At 36.5% G+C, this 24,151-nt stretch carries 17 protein-coding genes, 1 tRNA gene and 1 riboswitch; of the genes, 5 read left to right on the top strand and 13 right to left on the bottom strand.

Translation table 11 applies throughout. The features are described from left to right. Window positions 1-77, top strand: a tRNA-Met gene (locus tag H1X92_RS10830). 60 nt (window positions 78-137) lie between these two features. Here the strand turns inward: H1X92_RS10830 and amiC are convergent. Next, a complete protein-coding gene (amiC, locus tag H1X92_RS10825) occupies window positions 138-1,385 on the bottom strand; it encodes an N-acetylmuramoyl-L-alanine amidase AmiC (protein ID WP_180560159.1) in 1,248 nt (415 codons plus the stop codon). A 247-nt stretch (window positions 1,386-1,632) separates the two neighbouring features. On the opposite strand from amiC, the gene argA reads away from it, so the two are divergent. After that, window positions 1,633-2,961 carry an amino-acid N-acetyltransferase gene (gene argA, locus H1X92_RS10820; RefSeq protein ID WP_180560158.1) on the top strand — a complete coding sequence of 443 codons (1,329 nt, stop codon included), beginning with the start codon at window positions 1,633-1,635 and terminating at the stop codon, window positions 2,959-2,961. 153 nt (window positions 2,962-3,114) lie between these two features. Here the strand turns inward: argA and H1X92_RS10815 are convergent, their stop codons facing one another. From H1X92_RS10815 to rppH, 12 genes are all read right to left on the bottom strand, one after another. After that, window positions 3,115-3,447, bottom strand: a complete 333-nt coding sequence (locus H1X92_RS10815; protein ID WP_180560157.1) for a hypothetical protein — start codon at window positions 3,445-3,447, stop codon at window positions 3,115-3,117. Between the two features lie 553 nt (window positions 3,448-4,000). After that, window positions 4,001-5,839 carry an exodeoxyribonuclease V subunit alpha gene (gene recD / locus H1X92_RS10810; RefSeq protein WP_180560156.1) on the bottom strand — a complete coding sequence of 613 codons (1,839 nt, stop codon included), beginning with the start codon at window positions 5,837-5,839 and terminating at the stop codon, window positions 4,001-4,003. Then, window positions 5,836-9,453 carry an exodeoxyribonuclease V subunit beta gene (gene recB / locus H1X92_RS10805; RefSeq protein ID WP_180560155.1) on the bottom strand — a complete coding sequence of 1,206 codons (3,618 nt, stop codon included), beginning with the start codon at window positions 9,451-9,453 and terminating at the stop codon, window positions 5,836-5,838. Before recB ends, recD begins: the two co-directional genes overlap by 4 nt. After that, complete coding sequence (gene ptrA, locus H1X92_RS10800) at window positions 9,450-12,335, bottom strand: pitrilysin (protein WP_180560164.1); 2,886 nt, start codon at window positions 12,333-12,335, stop codon at window positions 9,450-9,452. The genes recB and ptrA overlap by 4 nt, the downstream gene beginning before the upstream one ends. 26 nt (window positions 12,336-12,361) lie before the next feature. After that, window positions 12,362-15,742, bottom strand: coding sequence for an exodeoxyribonuclease V subunit gamma (recC, locus tag H1X92_RS10795; protein ID WP_180560154.1), 3,381 nt, complete (start codon window positions 15,740-15,742; stop codon window positions 12,362-12,364). After that, on the bottom strand, window positions 15,720-16,112 hold the full coding sequence (locus H1X92_RS10790) for a type IV pilus modification PilV family protein (protein WP_180560153.1): 393 nt from the start codon (window positions 16,110-16,112) through the stop codon (window positions 15,720-15,722). Before H1X92_RS10790 ends, recC begins: the two co-directional genes overlap by 23 nt. Continuing rightward, window positions 16,109-16,576 (bottom strand): YgdB family protein, encoded by a 468-nt coding sequence (locus H1X92_RS10785; RefSeq protein ID WP_180560152.1) that lies wholly within the window; start codon window positions 16,574-16,576, stop codon window positions 16,109-16,111. The genes H1X92_RS10790 and H1X92_RS10785 overlap by 4 nt, the downstream gene beginning before the upstream one ends. Beyond that, window positions 16,573-17,175, bottom strand: coding sequence for a prepilin peptidase-dependent protein (locus H1X92_RS10780; protein WP_180560151.1), 603 nt, complete (start codon window positions 17,173-17,175; stop codon window positions 16,573-16,575). The genes H1X92_RS10785 and H1X92_RS10780 overlap by 4 nt, the downstream gene beginning before the upstream one ends. Then, the gene (locus H1X92_RS10775; RefSeq protein WP_180560150.1) at window positions 17,169-17,648 is read right to left on the bottom strand and encodes a prepilin-type N-terminal cleavage/methylation domain-containing protein; all 480 of its coding nucleotides are present in this window, start codon (window positions 17,646-17,648) and stop codon (window positions 17,169-17,171) included. Before H1X92_RS10775 ends, H1X92_RS10780 begins: the two co-directional genes overlap by 7 nt. A 271-nt stretch (window positions 17,649-17,919) precedes the next feature. Continuing rightward, on the bottom strand, window positions 17,920-18,771 hold the full coding sequence (locus H1X92_RS10770; RefSeq protein WP_180560149.1) for a thymidylate synthase: 852 nt from the start codon (window positions 18,769-18,771) through the stop codon (window positions 17,920-17,922). A gap of 66 nt (window positions 18,772-18,837) precedes the next feature. After that, a complete protein-coding gene (lgt, locus tag H1X92_RS10765; protein ID WP_180560148.1) occupies window positions 18,838-19,737 on the bottom strand; it encodes a prolipoprotein diacylglyceryl transferase in 900 nt (299 codons plus the stop codon). A 229-nt stretch (window positions 19,738-19,966) separates the two neighbouring features. Then, the gene (rppH, locus tag H1X92_RS10760) at window positions 19,967-20,497 is read right to left on the bottom strand and encodes an RNA pyrophosphohydrolase (RefSeq protein WP_180560147.1); all 531 of its coding nucleotides are present in this window, start codon (window positions 20,495-20,497) and stop codon (window positions 19,967-19,969) included. A 112-nt stretch (window positions 20,498-20,609) separates the two neighbouring features. Next, window positions 20,610-20,721: riboswitch (TPP riboswitch) on the top strand. A gap of 99 nt (window positions 20,722-20,820) precedes the next feature. Here rppH and thiB point away from each other — a divergent pair. Genes thiB through thiQ form a run of 3 tightly spaced genes read left to right on the top strand, consistent with a single transcriptional unit; the run spans window position 20,821 to window position 24,081 of the window. Continuing rightward, on the top strand, window positions 20,821-21,810 hold the full coding sequence (gene thiB, locus H1X92_RS10755; protein WP_202881810.1) for a thiamine ABC transporter substrate binding subunit: 990 nt from the start codon (window positions 20,821-20,823) through the stop codon (window positions 21,808-21,810). After that, window positions 21,783-23,387, top strand: a complete 1,605-nt coding sequence (thiP, locus tag H1X92_RS10750) for a thiamine/thiamine pyrophosphate ABC transporter permease ThiP (protein WP_180560145.1) — start codon at window positions 21,783-21,785, stop codon at window positions 23,385-23,387. Before thiB ends, thiP begins: the two co-directional genes overlap by 28 nt. Next, complete coding sequence (gene thiQ, locus H1X92_RS10745; RefSeq protein WP_180560144.1) at window positions 23,380-24,081, top strand: thiamine ABC transporter ATP-binding protein ThiQ; 702 nt, start codon at window positions 23,380-23,382, stop codon at window positions 24,079-24,081. The genes thiP and thiQ overlap by 8 nt, the downstream gene beginning before the upstream one ends. The last annotated feature ends 70 nt before the right edge of the window (window positions 24,082-24,151 follow it).

Here is a 24,151-nt window from a genome sequence, read left to right as displayed (position 1 = left end):
CGCGGGGTGGAGCAGCTTGGTAGCTCGTCGGGCTCATAACCCGAAGGTCGTCGGTTCAAATCCGGCTCCCGCAACCATCTTTCGTTTAATATCAGATTAGTTTCCCGACAAAGCTATTATTTATCTAATTAACACGCTTAACGCAAAGCCAGTTTTCCACCGTTGTCAAAATAAGCTTTAATACCCCGGAAAATAGATTCCGCCATCTGCTGTTGGAATTTTGCTGTTTTTAATTTTCGTTCTTCTTCAATATTACTAATAAAAGCCGTTTCAACCAGAATAGACGGAATGTCTGGTGCCTTTAATACCGCAAAACCCGCTTGATCAACGATGTTCTTATGCAACTTGTTCACGTTACCCATCCGTTTAAGCACTTCGGTACCAAATTTCAAGCTATCATTAATAGTCGCTGTCTGAACTAAATCAAACATGGTGTGATCAAGATATTTATCACCACTTTTACTGACACCACCAATCAGATCTGCCTCATTCTGTGTTTGTGCTAAATATCGAGCGGTATTACTGGTGGCGCCTTTGGTTGATAATGCAAATACGGAGGAACCTCTCGCTTTACGATTAGTAAAGGCATCAGCGTGAATAGAAACAAATAAATCAGCCTGCATTTTTCTTGCTTTTGCAACTCGTACTTTTAAAGGAATAAATACATCTTCATTACGAGTCATATAAACTTTCATCTTAGGTTCACGATTAATTAATATTTTTAATCGCCGCGCAATTTGCAATACAATATCTTTTTCCCGCGTTTTATATTTTCCTATCGCACCAGGATCTTCCCCACCATGACCAGGATCGATCATAATGACAATCGGCCTATCTCTACCTGCTTTACCTGGCTTTTTCGTTATAACCGGCAACGCATCATCCAATTTACCTTTATTGTAATCTTCTAGTAGTGCTAATAACGGATCGTCATCAGTGTAAACACCAGAAGCAGGATAAAAATCAACAACTAAGCGATGTTTAAAACCAGCAACAGGTGCAATAGTAAACATTTGTGGTTCAACATGAGTTTTCACTTCAAAAACTAATCGAACCGTTTTTTGATCAAATTGCCCTACTCTGACTAATTTCAGATAAGGATCACGCGAACTGATTTGCTTGCCTACCCCTTGCAAGACACTATTTAATTGTACGTTTTCTAAATCCACGACAATCCGATCAGGAGCAGACAAAGCAAATTGACGATATTTTAAAGCAATATTCGATTCTAAAGTTACTCTGGTATAACTAGAAGCAGGCCAAATACGAATAGCAACTATACTTGAAGACAAGGCTAGCCCCAATGGACTAATACTTAACAGTATAGTCGCAGCTGCTCCTTGCAGAAGACGTCGTCGTGAAAAACCGTGTTTTGAATGATCCATCGAAAAACCCACTTAAAACATCAAATAATTACAAACCGCTCAATATTATCAACAACAAAAAAATAACTATAGAAAACTTTAACCAAACATTAATGAGCTGTCATTAATAAATTACTCTCTAAAAATAATTAGTCACTCATATATTCTGAAACAATAATGATGATTTTTCATGCATTTTTTCTTGCTATTTTGTGTCAAAAATCATAAAAAGACTTTCATTAGGAACAATCATTTATATGAGAAACATATGGAAGGACGTAGTACTGATTTAGTTAATGGATTTCGCCACTCTGTTCCCTATATTAATATACATCGCGATAAAACTTTTGTTATTACATTGAACGGTAACGCTATCGCAGATAAAAATTTTACTCATATCATTAGCGATATCGGTTTATTACACAGTCTGGGTATTCGATTGGTTTTAGTTTATGGTATACGCCCACAGATAGATAAAAAACTCTTAACCCGTCAATATCCGGCAATCTACCATAAAAATATTCACGTCACAGATGCCAATACCATGGAGTTAGCTAAAAAAATATCAGCTACATTACAATGGGATATTACCGCTCTGTTATCGATGAGTCTCAACAATACTCCATTACAAGGTGCCCATATTAATGTCGTCAGTGGTAATTTTATTATTGCTCAACCTTTAGGGATCGACAAGGGTGTTGATTATTGTCACAGCGGAGGTATACGCCGAATCGATGATATCGCTATCAATTATCAATTAGAGCGCGGTTCCATTGTATTAATTGGTCCAATTGCTGTTTCTGTAACGGGAGAAAGTTTTAATCTAGCCACGGAAACCATCGCAAGCCAATTAGCGATTAAGCTCAAAGCAGATAAATTAATTGGATTTTGCTCTTCACAAGGTATCAGTGATAAAAATGGCAATATATTATCGCAACTCTCACCGAATGATGCTGAAATACATATTGATGAACTGGAAAAACAACACAATAATCATTCTGACATACTCCCTTTTCTACGTAGCGCAACTAAAGCATGCCGGCAGGGTGTTCGTCGTAGCCATTTAATAAGCTATCAAGAGAGTGGCGCTTTGTTACAAGAACTTTTTTCTCACAAGGGTATTGGTACCCAAATTATAATGGAAAATTCTGAACAAATTCGTCGAGCTAATATTAATGATATCAGTGGAATATTAGAATTAATTCAACCGCTAGAACAGCAAGGAATACTGATTTGCCGTTCACGTGAACAATTAGAAATGGAAATCGACAAATATACTATCATCGAACGAGAAAATTTGGTCATCGCTTGCGCAGCACTTTATACCTATTTAGAAGAAAAGTCGGGAGAAATGGCTTGCCTGGCTGTACATCCTGACTATCGTAATTTATCAAGAGGAGAAAAACTGCTTGAACACATTACTCTGCAAGCCAAAAATTTAAAATTAGAAAAACTTTTTGTATTAACAACCCAAAGTACACATTGGTTTCAGGAAAGAGGTTTTTTGCCGGCAAAAGTTGATATGTTGCCAATAAAAAAACAATCTCTTTATAATTACCAACGATGCTCAAAAATTTTAATACTTAATATTAATTAGATTACTATAAAACTAATTAAAAATTTAATTAATAAACTCTATTGTAATAAAAAATACATTATTTAAATAAACAAAAATTTCTATTGCTATTAAGCAAAAAAATAGCGGATCTTCTCTATTTAACCAAGAGAAGATCCAAAAATAAAATAACGGTTAATTAGTTGTTTCAATTGCAGGCTTTGGTGCTGACGCTGCAAGAGAATCACGCAAATTCCACATCGTTGAAAAATGATTAACCATTAGATTATCAGTAGGCATAGCATTTATAACCCCACTACCAATATTTAATGCCTGAGCATAGACCGTCGAATCCAAAACAGTACTAGCCGATAGAAAACTTGCTACAAAAGCTTTTCCTCTATTTTCAATTACTACTTCTGGCTCATCTAGCTGATTTTTTATAGGCAAATTATTGTAAATGTGATCTGCCTTCTTTTTTGCAACCGCTATTTCTGAAATTATATCAACCGGTTGATAATCATGCACAATCCCGATGGCTAATCCAGCTTGATAAAACCTTTTCGTCTGCTCAGTGGACTCAGGGTATTCGAGATAACTAGAAGATGTGAATTTTTTTTAACTGCATCAAATAAATCATTTTCTTTTATTTTTATCTCGTGCAAATCAATATTAGAATTTCATACTGTTAGAAATTGAGAAACTATTTTATTTTCTGTATTTGCCCCTGTTAAGGCAGAAGCCACCTGTTGGTTAACTACCTGAGATGAATGATCACTAATCTGAGATGTATGATTGATTGAATTTAACATTTATTTGCATCCTTCCATCGAATAATAATAAGGTTCAAATATTTTATGCAGCATCTCAAATATCGACCATTTATACTTCTAAAAAACAATTAATATAAAAATAAGAATAATAACTAATACAAATAACTTATTCATTGATAAAAGCGGAAACTAAAGTTATATACCGCAATATTCTAATCCTGTTCATTATGCTTAAAAATTTATTTTTTTATTGCGTTGGCTATGAATAATATAAAACAAACCAGCAAGCTAAATAAATTCTACTTTCATCAAACTAAACGCTCAGTCAAACCACTGCGCCGCTCTGTCGGCGTCACTAGCGCTTTAGCAAAAACATGACGATCAGCATAAATCGTCAGCTGATTTTTCGCTCGTGTAATTGCCGTATAAATAAGCTCTTTACTAAGAATAGGTGTAAAAATTGGTGGTAAAACCAATGCGGCATGTTCAAATTCTGACCCTTGAGATTTATGTACAGTTATCACAAAGGCAGTTTCATGCTGAGGTAAACGACTGGGTTGTATTCTTTTAACCACCCCATTTGGCAACTGAAAATAAGCTTTTAAACCCTGTTGTCCATCGCGTAGCATGATACCAATATCCCCATTAAATAAACCAAGAGGACGATCATTTTTAGTGATCATGATTGGGCGGCCTTCATAGTTTTTATTCCAGCTATACGCTGGACGTCGAATACTTGCCTGACGATGCAAAAGCTGTTCTAACTTGTCATTTAGCCCTATAACCCCGTATGGTCCCTCCCTTAGAGCAGCTAATAAGCGATAACGATTAAAAGCAGTCAGGATCTCTTCAGGATCGCGACCCGCTTTTATCATATCCAGATAATAACGGTAGCATGCAGTAGCATCAGAAATTAATTTGCCATATCTCACAGGCGAATCAATTGAGTGAAAAGCAATATCCGCACTTGGCTGTGTTAATAGCTGCTCAACATATTTGATATTAGCTTGGTTAATTGCCGTAGCCAGTCGACCAATTCCTGATTGTGCATCAAAACGATAGCTCTTTCGTAATAAGCAAATCCGATCTTTAACATCTGGTCCTTCGTTCGATATAAAATCAGATAAATCACAGTCAGTGATTTTAGTCAGTTGTGCTGCTCTTGTACGACTATATCCGCATTCGGAAAAACGACAAAGATCACCGAGAACAGCACCCGCTTCAACCGAAGCTAATTGATCTCTGTCACCTAACAAAATAACACGTGCGTGGTGAGGCAGGGCTTCAATCAATCTGGCCATCATAGGCAAATCAATCATCGATGCTTCATCAACTATTAATACGTCTAATAACAGTGGATTGTCTTTATGATAACGTAATAACTGGCTATCTGGTTGAGCACCTAATAAACGATGAATAGTCTGCGCTTGTTCGGGAATAACCGCTTGCTCAGTTGCAGATAAATTCAGTTTTAATAATGCATTATTTAATGATTCAGTTAATCGTGCAGCCGCTTTTCCTGTCGGTGCTGCTAACTGAATGATTAACTTTTCATGACTTAATTTGACTAAAGTGGCTAATAAACGTGCTACTGTCGTTGTTTTACCAGTACCTGGCCCACCAGAAATAACAGCAATCCGACTGGTTACTGCAACTGCCACAGCTATTTTTTGCCAATCTTGTGTGTTCGAGGGCGTAAAAAAACGCGTTAAAATAGTTGCTAGCCGCTGTTCATCAACGGTTTCTAACACATGACGAGAAAAAAAGTCAGCCACTAATCCTTCATCAGCCCACATCCGCTGAAAATAGAGTTTGTTATCTGATAACACTAATGGCTTAGCTGTGGGTTGCTGAGCATCACAAACAGCATTACATTGTTTAAGCTCAGCATAGATCCTGCTACTATCAGGCGTTCCCGCCATTTCCCATAGGGCAAAAGCCATTTCAACCTGCCTACCTTCAAATAAATAGAGTGGTTGGAGCTTATCAATAAACAAACAAACATGCCCTGCTCGAGTTTCAGCGCTCAATAATGCAAATATCAATAATAATAACGGGTTTTCATTTTCCACTAACCGAATAGCAAGCTGTACGTCTAAAGAATTAAACAAATTAAGCTCAGCAGCTCGCTTTAGTAAAGTTATCATCCTTCTTCACCTCGATTAGTTGCATTAAATAGCTCATCCAAGCCATTAATTAACTCATAAGCAGGAATTGTATGATAAATACCATAACCAAGGTTATTAATATCAACCCCTCGCAAAAAAAGGTAAATAACACCACCAAAATGGTTTTGATAATCATAACCAGGCAAACGATTTCGTAAATAACGATGCAAAGCTAATGTATAAAGCTGATACTGTAAATCATATCTATGATCAATCATCGAGCTCTGTATTGCCTGCTGACTATATGCCAGACTATTTTCTCCTAACCAATTTGATTTATAATCAAGCAGATAAAATTTGTCTTGCCAGCAGAAAACTAAATCAATATAACCTTTTAAAACACCTGTTACTGGCTCAAACCTAAGTGGTGGACAACGTTGGGATAAGACATCATATTGATGGGCCAATCTGTCTAATTCAGATGGCGATAATAATTTTTCTATTGGTAAATGAAATTGCATTTCATTTAATTGATACTCAGGTGTGATCTTTGACAAACTGAAATTATTTTTAAGTAATGGAGTGTCAAAAATATTTATTAGCCACATTTTTAGCAAAGGTGCCCAATCAACAGAAAAACCGGCTTGTGCTAATTTTTCAGCTAACCAAGACTCTTGCGGATGTTGATTAAATGGCAATAATTCCAACAAGGAGTGTAAAAAAGTTCCTGCTGTGGCGCCCTTAGGAAAGGTATGAACACTTCTATCTGCTATTTCACCTTGAACCAACAAATCGTCACCTTGCGCATCAGCGTCCATTTTAGGTGCCAAAGCTTGGATAGCAATCTCAATATTTACATCACTAGCAGTAAACTTATCAGATAAAGAATATATATCATGATAAGTTAATCCTGAGTAGCTAGTAACTCGCCAGCTATTTTGGATCTGACCTGTAAAATTTCGCGCCAATAACTTCACAGGTTTATTTTCTTTAGGATACCAAGGCGATAGGTTAATATCACTAATGGCTGTGATACTAATATTTTCACTAGCTAATGCGCCTAAAGCATCGCGTAAAAGAGCGGCATTGCCTTGTTGGCCGTTTTGTAATAAGTAACCTAATGCGCTTTGATGTAAATCAGTGTCACCACTTTCCCTACTCACGCGACCTTTTATTAAAGGGGCAATACCAACACTACAATGAAATTTTGAGCGCGTTAGTGCAACATATAACAACCGCAAATCTTCTGCTAAACGTTCTTCATTAGCCAGCCTAATGCTCTCTTCTTGTTGTGTCAGATCAAGACATGTTTGAAAATTATCACGATCATGAAAAGTGGCCAATTTTTGCTGAGAGAATTGACAAGCAAAGGGTAGCCAAACAATCGGGAATTCTAAACCTTTAGATTTATGGATGGTACTAATACTAACTAAGTGCTTATCACTCTCTAAACGTATCTGCTGGTTTTCTAATAAAGCATCCGGTTGGTCTATCTGCCGTGCTAACCAGCGGACTAGAGCATGCACACTATCAAGTTGTAATTCAGCCTCTTGCAACAATTCACTAAGATGCATCACATCCATCAAGCGCCGTTCACCCTCTATATTATCCATTAGCAGGTTTTCAGCAATTCGGTGGTTAACCATAATAGCTCGTAATGTAGGCAAAATACCATGTCGCTGCCAAAGCAATAAATAATTGGCAAACTCTTCAACCCGTATTTCCCACTGATTTTCATCCTGGTTTAATTGTTCAATATCTTGTGCATTTAGCCCGATTAAACGGGTAGCCAATGCACAACGTAGCGTGCGTTCCTTTTCAGGTGAGAGCACGGCTTGTAATAACCATAATAAATCGCGCGCTTCATCAGTAGCAAAAACGCTTTCTTGATTAGAAAGAAAAACTGACGAAATATTAAATTTACTTAACGCTTCTCGTATTATTACTGCTTCACGACGGCTTCTGACTAACACCATAATATCGGCAGCCGTTACCGGCTGTTTTACATTATCTCGATACAGCCAGCTTGTCCCATTCTCGCCCCCTTTAAGCCAATCACATATCTGACTAGCACACTGGTGGGCCATCGTTTGCTGATAATCCAAAGTTGAAACATTTTCTTTGTCTAAATAACAAAAATTTAATGCTGATAGTTTTTCTGTTTTATGAATAAACGCTAAATGCTGATTCGCAGGGGCTGGATTAACGGCATTAAACGGTATTTGCTCAAATACAAACGGCTTTGCTACCCGACTAAATAATTGATTAACTGCCGCAATCATATTTGGTGAAGAGCGCCAATTGGTATCAAGGGTATAGTGTGATTCAATCTGATCCTTAGCTTTAAGATAAGTAAAAATATCCGCACCACGAAAAGCATAAATAGCTTGTTTAGGATCACCAATAAATAATAGACAACAATGATTATGCCCTTGATAAATACGCTGAAAAATTCGATATTGTTGCGGATCCGTATCTTGAAACTCATCGACCATAACAACTGGGTAGCGATTACGAATCGCGTTAGCTAATCGCTCTCCACCTTCGGCCTGCAATGCCTGATCTAAATAACTTAATAAATCATCAAATCCAATTTCTCCACGCCGTTTTTTCTCTTGAACAATCGTTTGCCGAATGTTGATAATTGCTTTTGAAATAATAAGATCACGTAATGTAAGTGATTGTTGCAATAAATTATCAATAGCAAGAAAAACCTCATGTTCTGGTACATTACCCGTTGGTGTCTTATCTAGCAGTTCAGATTGGGAAAAGCGAGCCAGTTCTTTCGGTGTTTTATAATCTACGGTCGCTGACTGTGCCCAGCTATTGACCGTGGCTAACCAAACCGGTAAATTACGGCGACTATAGCTACGTTTATTTACAGCGGAATTACTAATTAAATCAAGGAAACTGGCCGAATTTATAAGCCACTGCTCTTTTACTATTTTTATCGTATCAATTAGCGTTTTATGACGCTGTTTTATTGATTGAGCTTCAATGGGTTGGTTGATAAAGGCTGGAATATCTCCTTGTAAATAAGGCTTTATTTCAGCTAACAGTGTTTCTGGATCACTCCATTCGTCAACAATAACCTTTGATATAGAATAATCCAATGGATAGCAGTTACAGCGCCAAAAATCAGCACAAGCCTGTTGCTGTAAGGTATGTTCGTCTTTTATTATTGATTGCTCAAATAGCATGCCTGACTCAAAAGCATTATGCACCAACATGCGTTGACAGAAACCATGGATGGTATAAATCGCTGCTTCATCCATTTGACGTTCAGCAGCAAGTAACCATTGAGCGGCCACATTTTTATCTGCAATAGAAGATAGTAAGGTTCGATATATTGAATTTTCATCAAAACCAATACCATCTCTAATACAAGCCATTCTCATCTGATGAATATTGTGGCGAATACGTGATCGTAACTCATCGGTTGCCGCTTCTGTAAAAGTTACCACTAAAATCTCTTCTACACTTAATGGACGAGAAAATGCATTTTTTTGCCCAACACCCAATAATAATCGCAAATAGAGTAAAGCTATCGTATGGGTTTTTCCTGTTCCTGCTGAAGCTTCTATCAGCCGTTGACCATAAAGAGGCAAACGATAAGGATCCAGTTGATAAGCTTGTATTCTCCTATTCCTCACTTAGCATCTACCTCAATTGGCAAAATCTTTTGTAATTCAGACGCCGTGGGATAAGTTATCCAATCTTTTAATTGAGCATAACCCTCTTTATTAACACCTTTGGCTATAATTTGTGAAACAAAAGCTAAACCTTTTTGTTGCAAGATGGCATTATTATAAAAAGTTACTAAATCCTGTTGTGTAACTGTTTTCAACATTTTGATTATTTTTTCTCTGCTATCAAAAGCAAAATTATTCCTCGCAAAATCGGGTAAAAAACGATCTATCTCTTCATAAAAAGTTTGCGGAGGCTGTTCCATTTCCGTCAATAGTGCCTTTTTATATTGCTCAAAATCTTTTTTTTGCAACGCATTTAATTTTTTAAAGGCTAATTGATAAAAATTTTGATAACGTCCATTCAAATAGGCGGGAGTTTTATTATTGCTTTGTAATAAAAAACCTAATCCCCATTGCTCACCAAAATTAGTATTAAAGGCAAATACAGCATAGCCCAATTGCTCTTGCGTCCTCAGTTGTTCAAAAAACCAAGGATGCAAAATATTGGCCAAAATATTTGATAATACAAATCCACTATAACGGTCATATCCTGTCGGAATAAATATTTCTGCTAACGCATTATCCGTACTATTTGCTTGATGTTGAAAATTTACTTTATGCTGTTTATCTACAACAATAATATCTCCTCTCCACCAATTTTTACCTTTATTATTTAATAAATGATAAATGGACTTAATAATATCAATCCCTTGCTTCTGTGTTAGATTGCCAAAAACAATTGCTTGTAGGGCTGCATTTGCAATAGTATCTTGACGGTAGTTTAAGATGTCATTTGCTGTAATCGTTTCTAAGGCCTTTAAGCGCTGTCCTTGCTCAAAATAAGGTACATTTTCTAAACGTTGTTTTGGCTGCATTGCCAACTCAAAGTCTTTAAGGTTATTAGTAACTTCAAGCTGTTCTCTATACCATGATTTTGCTTGCGCAACTTCGTCAGCAGAAACTGTAAAGGTAAGAAATTCCTTGATCATTTTTGTTGTCAATTCAGCTAGATGTTGAGTATAACCACTCGTTTTCAATTGCAACCCTAAATTTGAGGAAACCACAAGCTCCATTCCAGCGACCGACGCTTGGTAACTTAATTGAGACAATTTCAAAGTGGCTAAGTATTCTAATAACGCTGCACTAACTTGAGATTTAGCCGTTTTATTGCTCTGCTCATTACGTAAATCTAAAGCGATACCCCCTTTAGGTTCATCAGCGAAATATTGACTTGGCATATAAACTATCCGCACATTTCCTTGCTCATATACTAATTCAGGATGCTGATAATGACGGGAACGTTTAATTAAAGAAAAATCATTAGCAATATAAGGGTTCAATTCAGGTAACGAAAAATGGATTGTTTTTTTTAACTCAGCCCAGCGCTGATATTGCTGGCTGTTAATTTTATCAACTTGATAAGGCGCATTGAGAAAATAGGCTTCTTTATTATGGGGTTCATTTGGTGCAATAAACCAAATTCTAGCATTCTTGGCAGTTAATTGTGCTAAACGGCTACTTATTGCTTTAGGATCAAAACGATCAGCAATGTAATTGGCATCAAGCACATGGGCGATTGGCACATTCAACATTTGATTAGATAGTTGTTGAATATAATTCATATCACGCACAATGGAATCATGTTGAAAAGAAAGTTTTAAAACATTAGCGATCTCGTTAAAATAATTGTTCTTAATACCTTTCTCTTTTAATAAATCAATATAAGAAAATATTGCTGCAATAATCTTATCTCTATTTTCCAATCCCTTATCTGTCAATAAAACATTAATCGAAAAAATGCCGTTATTACGATCAACATTGGGTGCCACGTCTACATTAATTTCTTCAGCAAGTCCATCTTTTAGCAACCAATCAGCAAGGGTATTATGACTGCGGTTTCCTATTAAATAACCAATATATTCGTCAGTCTTACTACGAAATTCAGTTATATTATTTGCAATACTAAATTCCAGTTGTAAAGCTTTTTTAGGTTGTGCTGGCACATAATGAATAATTATTCCTTTTTCTTTATCGGTTATAGCAGGTACTGTTATCTCTGGAACAATAACCTTTCGATCCGGAATGCGGCCGAAAGTTTCAACTGCAATTTTAGCTAATTGATTTAATGATTGATTGCCATACAAAATACCTTTCATCAAATTAGCCGAATAAAAGCGATAATAAAAATTCTTGAGCTCAGTCTGTAAACGACTACCTGGTTTATCACTTAACGTTTCTAAATTTCCACCAGAAAAACGTGAATTAGGATGAGCCGGATTAAGTGTCTCAGAACGAACCTGCCATAATCGCATTTCATCACGAGCTCGTGCCATTGTTAATTCTGCATTAACAGCATTACGTTCTCGAGCCGCATTTTTTGGATCAAGCAATGGCTCAGCTAGTGCGCTTGCCAAGCGATCTGTGGCAGCTCTTAAAGCACCATTTTCAACCTCTAAGTAGTAAGCCGTAAGATTTGCAGTCGTACTAGCATTATGACTGCCGCCATGTTTTTGCAAAAACTCTGATATTGCACTTGGTTCAGGATAGCGTTTAGACCCCATCAATACCATATGTTCAAGATAATGCGCCAAACCAAGTTGTTGATCCGGACTTTCCATTGTACCTACTGGTAAAGTGATTGCAGCTAATGATTTACTGGCCTTCGGATCAGACACCAACAATACAATCATATTGTTAGCAAGTTTTATTGCCTGATACCCTCGAGTATCTTTTTCACTTTTATTTATCTTATCAGGCAAAACTTGCCAATTCTGCTTAGCAAAGCTTACGGTACCAAATAATAATAAGAGCACGACTATCATGTTTTTCATAACAACCCTTGTCATTTTAAGCATCTTATTACACCCTCTTTCTATTTTTTTCTAAAAATTGCCATTGGCAATAAGTAAGTACGTGCCTTTTTTTGTATTATTTTAAGCAAATTGTTATCTATTTTACTGAAAGCCCGGCCAATATAGCTATCTTCTATCTCGCCTGGCTGATTATATGTGCCTTGTAAAGATTGGATAAGTTGCATTTTTGCTTTTTGCAAAACAGCATCAGACTCAAAATCAAATTGATCACTCTTTTTGTTATAGCATGACATTAACCAATTCCAGCCACTTTTATTAAAAAGTGGCAATGGCGAGTTCATTCCCTCTTGATAACCATTAATAAGCTGTTGTAAATATATTTTCGCCTGATATTTATCCACTGGTACAAAACACCATTCACTATTATCTCTCCCCCAATAGTAACTTTCACCAGCTCTAACCGTTAAACAAAAAATTAAATGTTCTATCCATAGTGATAAACCATCATTAATCGTTAAATTTGCAGGACGATAACGAATAATACCGTTTTGCTGAATATTTCGTAATTGTCCGACCAAGCGAGCATTGTCAAAAGGTTCAACGAATAGTTTGTTAAAACATTCATGACAATTTATCTTTACTTTATCTGCTAATGGCTGCATATCTTGGATCTGTTTTTCCCAATAAATTTGACCAAAATGTTCTGCCGGTAATCCACCCGTTGCTCGTAAAGTCGCGAACAGCTCCTCCAGTGACGCTTCATAAATCATAGCGTTAAGTAAGCGCTCATTAAATTTATAGCGTTGCAAATTATTTACAATAAAGGGCTCATTCTCCGGTAATTGTACTTCTTCATTAAAAAAATTAACTTTTAACCTTTGTTGAAAAAAAGCTCGGATCGGGTGGCGATAAAAAGAGAGTAACTGCTCTAATAATATTTCATTTTCATGTTCTAGCATTGGCGCCAACTGCGTACAGAATTCAGTCGGTGGATTACCTTGTTTTTTTGCGGCTGCTAACCATTCGGTGGCATAACTCTGATGAATGCTATTAGGTACATAATTCTCTGTCGCAAAAGGTACTCGAGTGTGCTTAGTAACTAAATGTTCTTTTACTCTGTCAGCACTATCATCAACATTTAATTGTTCATCGCCCTCTAAACAAAAACTTTGGCTGATATAATCCAGTAATTCATTTACTAGCACTGAGGGATTCTGTGGTTGATTGTCACGCATCGCATGGCCAATATAGCTAAGATAAAATAGTTGAGAAGCGGAATTTAAAGCCTCCAAAAAGAGATAACGATCATCATCTCGACGCTTTCTGTCACCTCGTTGTGGCTGTTCAGCCATTAAATCAAATCCTAATGGCGGTATAGAACGTGGATATATCCGATCGTTCATACCTAATAAACACACAACTTTAAAAGGGATAGAACGCATTGGCATTAGAGTACAAAAATTAATTGCACCAGCAAGAAAACGTTGACTAATCTTTTCATCATCAAAACATGCGACTAGCTCATCACGAATAAGCGATAGAGGAACCCTATCTTCATATTTTGTCACTATTCCAGTCTCAATAGTTTTCTGCCATTGTTGAAGTATAAAAATGAATATCGATTCAATTTGTTCATCAGTCTCAAAAAAAGCATCTAACAGACATTGACATAATGGCAACCATTCTGACAGTTTCCTTTCCTGATTAAGGATACTTCTCCAGTTGGTTAATGAATCAATAAATGTGGCAAGCTGCCCCGCTAATTGTGCGGCCAAACCTGTACATTCATCATAAGGCAAAATTTTATTCCAAGTCCCTACATGACTATCCATCGCATAGCCAAGCAGCATTCTATTTAAACCAAAGGCCCATGTATTCTGACCTGTTACCGGTAACTCCAACATTGCAATATTTTCATCATTAAGCCCCCAGCGTATACCTGATTCGTTGATCCATCGACGCAATAAAAGTAATTCATCATCATAGATAGAAAATCGTCGAGCCAGGGCAGGTACTTCCAACAATGCTAATACTTGCTCTGTCGTAAAACGACTTTGGGGTAAATCAAGTAATGAAATAAAAGCTTGTAAAATAGGATGCACCTGCCGAGCTTTTCGATCTGAGATAGAAAAAGGGAGCTGACGTTCAGTTGATACATGACTAAACACAGCCTGAATATAAGGTGCATAACTGTCAATATCCGCCACCATCACAATGATATCTTTGGGGGTTAGGGTTGCATCTTCCTCAAATAGACGTAACAAATAATCTTGCAGTACTTCTACTTCACGCTGTGGGCTATGGCATGAATGAAATGTCAGTGATTTATCCTGTTTGCTTAATTGCCTTTTTAAAAAACTATTATTGTAACTTGCTTCGGTTAAACCCAGTTGAGCATGATCTTCTAAATCCAAAATATCTCTTTGAACCTGGTGCAATAAACTATCACATGGTAAATCTACAAAGGCAGCAATTTCATTCGATTGCTCCAATTGAGAAAGAAAATAGAGATTGTCACGTCCTAACTTGCCCCAAGAAGCTAAAAGTGGATTAGTCAGAAATTGTTCACCTTGTTGATTAAATAAAGTATCAGATGAACCTTCTCTCTTAAAACGCATAATTTCATGTTGATCACGATAATCCTTTAACTTACGCCGCTCAAGTTTTGCCAAAAAAGCATAGCTCTGAATATCTCCCCAATAATAACGACATGGGTTAGTAAACATTAAATGAATATCTATATGTTGGCCGAGGGCATTTAATGCCTGCAAATAGACGGGGGGTAATGCAGCAATACCACAGATAAATACGCGTTTTGGCAAGGTAATATGTGAAGGCACATTAACCTGCAAACTTTGTATAAATTGTTGATAGAGATTTGCGCGATGCCATTTAGGTTGATTAAGTTTTTCAGTATACTCAATTAATGCTAACCAAAGGCGTTTTTGCCATTGCTGATTATCACTTAATCCCTCAATTAGTTGTTTCTTATGCCAGCTTTCTAACCATTGTGGACGGTAAACTAAATATTGATCAAACAAATCGGCAATACGACCGGATAACTGATACAACTTGCGTTTACCCGTATCCTCATTCAGATATTGTCTTAGTGGTTCAAACTCCGGCTCGTGTAGCAAGGATGGTAAAATTGTCATTAATTTCCAAGCCATTGCCCCTTTGCTAAAAGCACTCTCTTTTGGAATATCAGGTAAAACCCGAGTAAACATGTCCCAAATAAAAGTTGCCGGTAGAGGAAAAGAAATATTAGCAGCAATTCCTAAACTTTGTGCAAGCTCTATTTGTAGCCATTGCGACATACCTGGACTTTGAACCAAAATAATTTCTTGTTCAAACGGATTGGCCAAGGGATCATTTTTGATCAAACTAGAAATCAGTTCTTTATGAATTTCTAATTGATTAGAATGATAAATTTGTAGCATACCCTCTCCCTGACGAACAGTACCACCTTGATGCAGTTGTCAAATGATTGTAAGGCATCTTAAATGTAATTAACATTTGCTTACAAGTATCTGTAACATTCACATAATGATATGATAAATCAGTATTTTTAAGTGTATTATTCGTTATATCAGCGATAGTAGAATCAATGCTTAGCATTGCTTCTTCACTTTCAAAAAAAGTGTGCATCAATCTAAATTGTTGTGTTTTTTGCCAGGCAAGAAAAAAGCCTGCCTTTAGATTATGAACATATTTTATTAATGCTATAGCTGAAATAGCAAATAACGCTATAGCAATCATCACTTCGGTTATTGCCATGCCAGATTGCCTATTGAGTTTAGCGCGTTTCATTGACAAAATTCCGTTCTTTTAACTAGACAAAAATCCAGCCATCCTTGCCTTAAAGGAATAAAACCAGACATTACATTTTTATCTGCTTTGAGCCATAGATAAAGTGAAAATACCGTTTTATTGTCAAAATAAGCATGGCCGGCTAATAGAAAATAATCATTTTTATAGTGGCGCAAACAACTTTTGAAATTAGCACCTAACGGCTGCTGACAAGACCAGGAAGAATTTTTTTCCTTATTAATAATCCAAGGTTGATACTTTCCCCATGCTAATGCAGACTCTGCTTGCTCAAAAAAAAGCCAATAATGTTGTTCACTTTCCAACATCTGCAATAGATTATCCTGATGATGATGCAATGCTTTTAACATTAATAAACTCATAGTAATCAGCATTATTATTGCCATTAATAAAATGCTCCCTTGCTGTTGGATTTTGTGGGAAAAAAACCAATTTATTTGTTTCATATTGATTGATTTCTTAAATAAATTTTCAGTTTATATTCCCTTAATAGATCTGGATATGCTCGTGGAAATAGACTTAAAAACACAGTTAAAAAACGTTTCTTATCCATTGTTACTGCTGTTAATGCAAATTGCGAAACCACTATTTTTTTGGGATCAAATAGGTTTATCCATCCTTGTCCTTCACAATCTTCTCTACTACGGTGTATTTGCAACCTACCTTGATGCATACGATAGATAAAGAAATCAGAAGTCTCATCTTTTGCTTTTTCCCATTTGCCATCTAAATTGTAATCGTAAATAAGATGGATGCAGGAATGCTCTGCTTCCCCTTTTTTTTCACTGATTTTCAATGCCATTCCAACACAATCGCCAAAACAATAACCTGAACGTCGAGCATCCTTTTCCAACATTAATAAGAATTGTCTTGCCATCATATCAAGATGATAAGTTTGATATAATCGATTAATTTGCTGCGTTAATAAGGGATATAGCGTTATAATAGCGAGAAAAACAATACTACTTATCATTAAGCTGATTAGGACTTCAATCAGTGAAAAACCTTGTTGCTTTAGACTAAAAGAAATTGGTCTATTTAGCACCTGGCTATTCCTCCCAGCCTTTGATGACTACATAAACGCACTCGCCCCAAAGCAGAAATAATGATCAAAATATCTTCTGAGTGATTGCTAAAACGTAAAGTAGTTGGTAATGCTGTTCCTCTTTTGCCAAGCAACAAGGTCGATACTCGGCTGTAATTTTGTAACACAATTTCATTATGCCTATTGATCAACTTCATCTCTTTACTTGGTTGGCTATCCTTTTTACCTTTAATTGTTACTATCAGCATCCAATTTGAGGTTTTATCCGTTTTAATTATTAATTTCCTCTCCTGATTCAAATATGCTGCCTGCATTTGGTGACGGGCAATAAAAGCAGCAACTTTTTGTGTGACAATAATTAAATGTATTTTATGTTGATAATTTCGCCATCCCTTAATACTAACAACAGCAATCAACGCAGTTATGGCAATCGCAATGATAATTTCAAGCACTGTGAACCCTTGTTGGCGCATCTGTTTTTGCCATATGTAGCCCAATTAACACAGACTATTGTTATGTATTTAGGATAAAAAAATAAATCGTCAAATGAGATAGAAGGGAAACAGGTCTATTAAAAATTTTGTATTACAAAAAATTGGAAAACAAAAATAGAAACGCCTCCCAAATTTTAATGTTTTCAGAAGCTATTTATTTACTAATGCAACCATAATATTAATTAAAAATAGTCATGAGAGGATCGTTACTGATTGCACATTGGATGATTACAGTAACCGATAAAAGTCGTCATACCGTAAATGGATATTTAATTGCATCATGAAATTGATAACCAATGACCTCAAAATCATTACTACTTACCCAGCTTTCAATATCTTTTAATGTCTTAATGTCAGGATTAATCCGCAATTGTGGCAAAGAATAAGGAGCACGCTTCAACTGGATATCACGCATGATTGAAAGTTGATTTTCATAAATGTGAGCATTCACTATCTTATGATAAACCTTACCTGGTTTGTGACCCGTGATCTGGGCAATGAGTGCCAGTAAAACAAAACATTGAATTTGATTAAAGTTCAGTCCTAAAGGAACATCACAACTACGTTGGTATGAAGTTAAATAGAGTGTGTCAGCTAACAGAGAAAAAGTGTGAGTATGCATACAAGGGCGTAAACAACCTAATTCAAATTCACCCGGATTGTAAAAAGTGATTATTTCCGCACGATCATCTATCCCAACCGAAAGGTTACTAATGACTTTTTGTAGCTGATCTAAATAAGTACCATCAGGCCGTTGCCACGAACGCCCCTGAACACCATAAACCCGCCCCATGTCATCTTCACCTTTACGGTTCGGATTATTGAGCCATGCCTGATTTTCATTTGCATTGGCATTCCATGTATTACAGCCAATATCTCGAAATTGTGCAGCGCTTGAATAACCTCTTAGGTAACCTAGTAATTCAGCAATAGCTGCTTTATAAAAACTTTTACGAGTTGTAATTAAAGGAAACTGGTTATTTGCGACATCGTATTCAAGATCAGCATTAATAATTGTTAAACACCGAACACCTGTGCGTTTATTTTCTACCCACTGACCTTCATCAATAATACGCTGACATAAATCCAGATATTGTTTCATTATTATTACCCGCTAAAAATTTATTATTTAATCCTATAAATAAAAAAAACCTATTGTTATCCTCTGCTACTTACTCTTTTCTACCTTGCTAGTAATAGAATAATTTGTACAATGGCTATCCTTCTTATATGCCCAGACCATCATAAAAATACCAATAATAATCATAGGGATTGATAGAATTTGTCCCATACTTATACCACCAAATAGCCCCAACTGCGCATCTGGCTGCCGGAAAAATTCAATAAAAATACGGAAAGCACCATAACCAATCAAAAATAATCCTGAAACACTCCCCATTGGACGGGGCTTACGAATAAACAAATTCAAAATAATAAATAAAATAATCCCTTCAAAAAACATCTCATAAAGTTGGGAAGGGTGACGTGGTAATACACCATACTGTTGTAAAATTGGTAATAAAGAAGGGTCTTGACTGACGATTTGAATATCTTCTGTTCGTGAACCTGGGAATAATATTGCCCATGGCGTATCTAATGTTATACGTCCCCAAAGCTCGCCATTAATAAAATTACCAATACGTCCCATGCCTAATCCAAAGGGAATTAATGGTGCAACAAAATCGGCAACTTGAAAAAAATGGCGATGGGTTCTGCGAGCATACCACCACATGGCACATATCACACCAATTAACCCGCCATGAAAAGACATTCCTCCGTCCCAGACTTTAAATAGATACAACGGATTGTTCAAGAAGACAGGCAAATTATAAAATAAAACATAGCCTAGACGCCCGCCAATAAAGACGCCTAAGAAACCGATATAGAGCAGATTTTCAACTTCATTTTTCGTCCAACCGCTATTCGCTTTACCAGCCCTTCGCTTTGCCAGCCATAAAGCAAAAACAAATCCCACCAAATACATTAAACCATACCAATGAAGGGCTACTGGATCAATCGAGAATATAACAGGATCAATATTAGGAAACACAATATAACTATTATTCATCGTCTCCACTCTTTAGTTTTATAGAGTTTGATAGAATTGCATGACTGCATGCGGTTTAAAATCTAATGGTATCCTATTGATTAAATACATTAACCAATCTATTCAATGCCTATTTTGGCAAGCAAATTCTGTCAAAAAACAAACAAGAGTAGTTTTCACTACTCTCACTTTGCTTTATAAGCAACTAAAATCGGCCATTAAAATATTAACCTACTTTTGTTAAATTTATTTAGCCACGTTTACGCCTATAGTTATGACTCTTATATGATGTCACTACACTACTTTGCAGTGACATAACGATCGGAGCAAATTCTTTCATCACACGCCGATAAACATCGCGTTTAAAAGAAACAACCTGACGAACAGGGTACCAATAACTCACCCAACGCCAACTATCAAATTCAGGCGTTTTACTTGTTTGCACATTAATATTATGTTCATTACAAACCAATTGTAATAAAAACCAACGTTGCTTTTGCCCAATACAAACTGGCTTTGTGTCCCAACGCACCAAACGTTTAGGTAATTTGTAACGTAACCAGTTCCGGGTAGATGCCAATATTTTAACATCTTTACGATCCAACCCAACCTCTTCGAATAATTCCCGATACATCGCCTGTTCTGGCGATTCTTCAGAATTAATGCCCCCTTGAGGAAACTGCCATGAATGTTGTCCATAGCGACGAGCCCATAATACCTGGCCTTGTCGATTACAAATTACAATTCCTACATTCGGGCGGTAGCCATCATTGTCAACCATCTGACTACCTCGTTAAAAATTTAAAAGATAGCTTATTGTTTCATACTACTCTATATGGTAAGCCTTTATCAAATATAGTATTTGCAATTATAAGATAACATCTTACAATAAGGCCATCTCAACGGGGTGTTAGCTATGCTCAATATTGTTAATAGCTGGCTGAGAAAAACTCGTCGAACCTGATCCGATTAACATCGGCGTAGGGATTTGAGCCACTCTAATGATTTATTCATCAATAAATAGCTTCATTACTGTCTATTCCTCAGATCCTATAGCATCACTATTATTTAATTATATAGGAGAACTCAGTATTGAAGAATGTACTGCTAAAAATAGTTAGTGCTAGCTTAATTTGTTGTTCAGCTTTCGCGCTCCAAGCAAAACCGATATTAACCGTTTACACTTATGATTCCTTTATCGCAGATTGGGGGCCAGGGCCTACAATCAAGCCTGCCTTTGAACAAATATGTAACTGTGAGCTCAAACTAATTGGTCTAAATGATGGAGTCGCGTTATTAAATCGACTTAGAATGGAAGGAAGAAATAGTCCTGCCGATATTGTCCTTGGACTTGATAATAACTTAATTGATCTGGCAAAAAAAACTGGCTTATTTACTGTAAGTCAAATTGACATGAGTCAACTGAAATTACCTATAAAATGTAATAACAATATTTTTATCCCTTATGATTATGGTTATTTTGCTTTTATTTATGATAAAACGCGGGTCACTGAAGTACCAAAAAGTCTCGATGAACTGATTAATAGTCCCCAACCATGGAAAATTATTTATCAAGATCCACGTACCAGTACACCAGGCTTAGGGTTGTTACTTTGGATACAAAAAATTTATGCAGAAAATAGTGCCCAAGTTTGGCAAAAAATAGCCGCAAAAACCGTAACTGTTACCAAAGGTTGGAGCGAATCATATGGACTGTTCTTAAAAGGTGAAAGTGACTTTGTCCTCAGTTATAGCTCTTCACCCGGTTTTCATCTGTTAAATGATAAAAAAAATAATTATGCTGCGGCAATATTTAGTGAGGGCCATTATCTGCAAATTGAAGTTGCTGCCCAATTAGCAACGAGTAAACAACCTAAACTAGCTCAACAATTCATGCAATTTATGCTATCGCCAACCTTCCAAAAAACGTTGCCGACAACCAACTGGATGTATCCGGTTATTGATATCCCCTTACCTAACGTTTATCAACAAATACCTGTGCCGAAAAAATCATTACAATTTAATGCAGAAGATATTACTCAACATCGCAATGATTGGATCTATTTATGGCAAAATGCCGTCAGCCACCAATAGGCAGTTCACTTTGGCCTGGTGTAGTCGTGTCCGGCCTATTAATCACTATTGCTGTAGTTACGTTCAGCACTTTATGGTTACACGCACCTCAAATAAGTTGGCGAGGATTTATTGATGATAGCTATTTATGGCATGTCATTGGTTTTACTTTTTGGCAAGCATTACTATCAACCTTATTATCGGTTATCCCAGCGATATTTTTAGCCAAAGCCCTTTTTCGGCGCCATTTTCCCGGTCGTACACTATTTTTACGCTTATGCTCTATGACACTGGTATTGCCTGTTCTGGTGGCTATTTTTGGTTTATTAACTGTCTATGGTCGAGTGGGATGGATCGCTCAATTTTGTCAATGGTTAGGTATTAATTACCAATTTACGCCTTATGGCCTAAAAGGTATTTTATTAGCACATATCTTTTTTAATTTACCATTAGCTAGCCGAATGTTATTGCTCGCACTAGAAAGTATAGCTGTTGAGCAACGCCAGCTTGCCGCTCAGCTAGGTATGAACCAATGGCAACATTTTCGTATTGTTGAATGGCCTTATCTTAGGCGACAGATTTTACCAACATCCAGCCTGATTTTTATGCTGTGCTTTGCTAGTTTTGCTACTGTACTAACGCTTGGTGGGGGACCTGCTGCAACCACTATTGAATTGGCTCTCTATCAATCGTTAAGTTATGATTTTGATCTAAATAAAGCCGCTTTGCTGGCCCTGATCCAACTTTTTTGCTGTTTAGGCTTAGTATTATTAAGCCAAAAATTAAATGTTATTTTTTCCGTCGGCGTTAGTCGACAATTTCAGTGGAAAAACCCAGCTGATAATCGCTGGCAAAAATGGTGGGACAAGCTACTGATTAGTATTACAATATTTTTCCTACTTCTACCTTTATTGGCGATTATCATTGATGGTTTAAACTTAACACTATTACACGTGTTACAACAGCCTGGCTTATGGCAAGCATTTATTAATTCGGTTTTTATCGCGATTAGTGCTGGCGTACTTTGTATTATTTTTACTATGATGCTGCTTTGGAGTAGTCGCGAATTACGTCTGCGCCACTCAATGCTCCCCTATCGAATTCTTGAATTGAGTGGATTATTGATACTTGCAATGCCAGGCAAAGTTTTAGCAACTGGTTTCTTTTTATTGCTGAATAATACCCTTAGTTTAACTTATTCACCTTATACTTTAATCATCTTAACAAATGCTTTAATGGCTATTCCTTATGCTTTAAAAATATTAGAAAATCCGATGTATGATTTAGCGGAACGCTATAATTTATTATGCCTTTCATTACAGATCAAAAGTATAAATCGACTCATTCTAATTGAATTAAAAGCCTTAAAACGTACAATAGGACAAGCCTTCGCTTTTGCCTGTATACTCTCAATAGGTGATTTTGGTGTTATTGCATTGTTTGGTAATGAAAACTTTCGCACCCTACCTTATTATCTCTACCAACAATTAGGCTCTTACCGTAATAATGATGCGGCAGTTACTGCATTGTTAATGCTATTACTTTGTTTCAGCTTATTCAGTTTATTAGAATATTTATCAGGAAAAGAGCATGATTAAATTAGATCACCTTGTCTATTGTTATGAAAATCTAACCATGCAGTTTGATTTTCAAATAAATAAAGCCGAAAGGGTGGCGATATTAGGCCCTAGTGGCGCAGGCAAAAGTACGCTATTGGATTTGATCGCCGGATTTCAATATCCAAGGCAGGGTGAAATTTGGCTAAATAGACAAAATCATACTGCTACCTCACCCGCCAAGCGGCCGGTTTCCATGCTTTTCCAGGAAAATAATCTGTTTTCTCATTTAACTGTTTGGCAAAATATTGCGCTAGGTATTTCACCAAATTTACGTTTGAATCAAGCGCAACATCGCGCAGTAAAACAGATCATAGAACAAGTTTCGCTTAATAATTGTATCACTCGTTTACCCGCTCAAATATCCGGCGGACAACGTCAACGTACTGCGTTAGCGCGTTGTTTGATCCGCCAAAAACCAATTTTATTGTTAGATGAACCTTTTTCTGCCCTTGATCCGGCTTTACGTAATGAAATGTTAACATTACTTAAACAGGTGTGTGATGAACGCCAATTGACCTTACTGATGGTTTCCCATAATTTGGAAGATACGAGCCAAATAGCAACTCGCGCTATCGTCATTACAGAAGGAAAAATCGCCTATGATGGTCAACCAGACTGTCTAATTAATGGTTTAACCCCAGCAAGCATACTGCTAGGTATATCTCATTCCTGACATTAGTTATAAAATTAATTAATCATTAATTCACTCTTTATCAAATAATTGGAGGATATTTTTTACATTT

Source organism: Arsenophonus endosymbiont of Apis mellifera (assembly GCF_903968575.1).
Taxonomy (GTDB): domain Bacteria; phylum Pseudomonadota; class Gammaproteobacteria; order Enterobacterales; family Enterobacteriaceae; genus Arsenophonus; species Arsenophonus apicola.
Note: the sequence above shows the minus strand (reverse complement) of the source record. Positions and strands in the feature narration are given on the sequence as shown.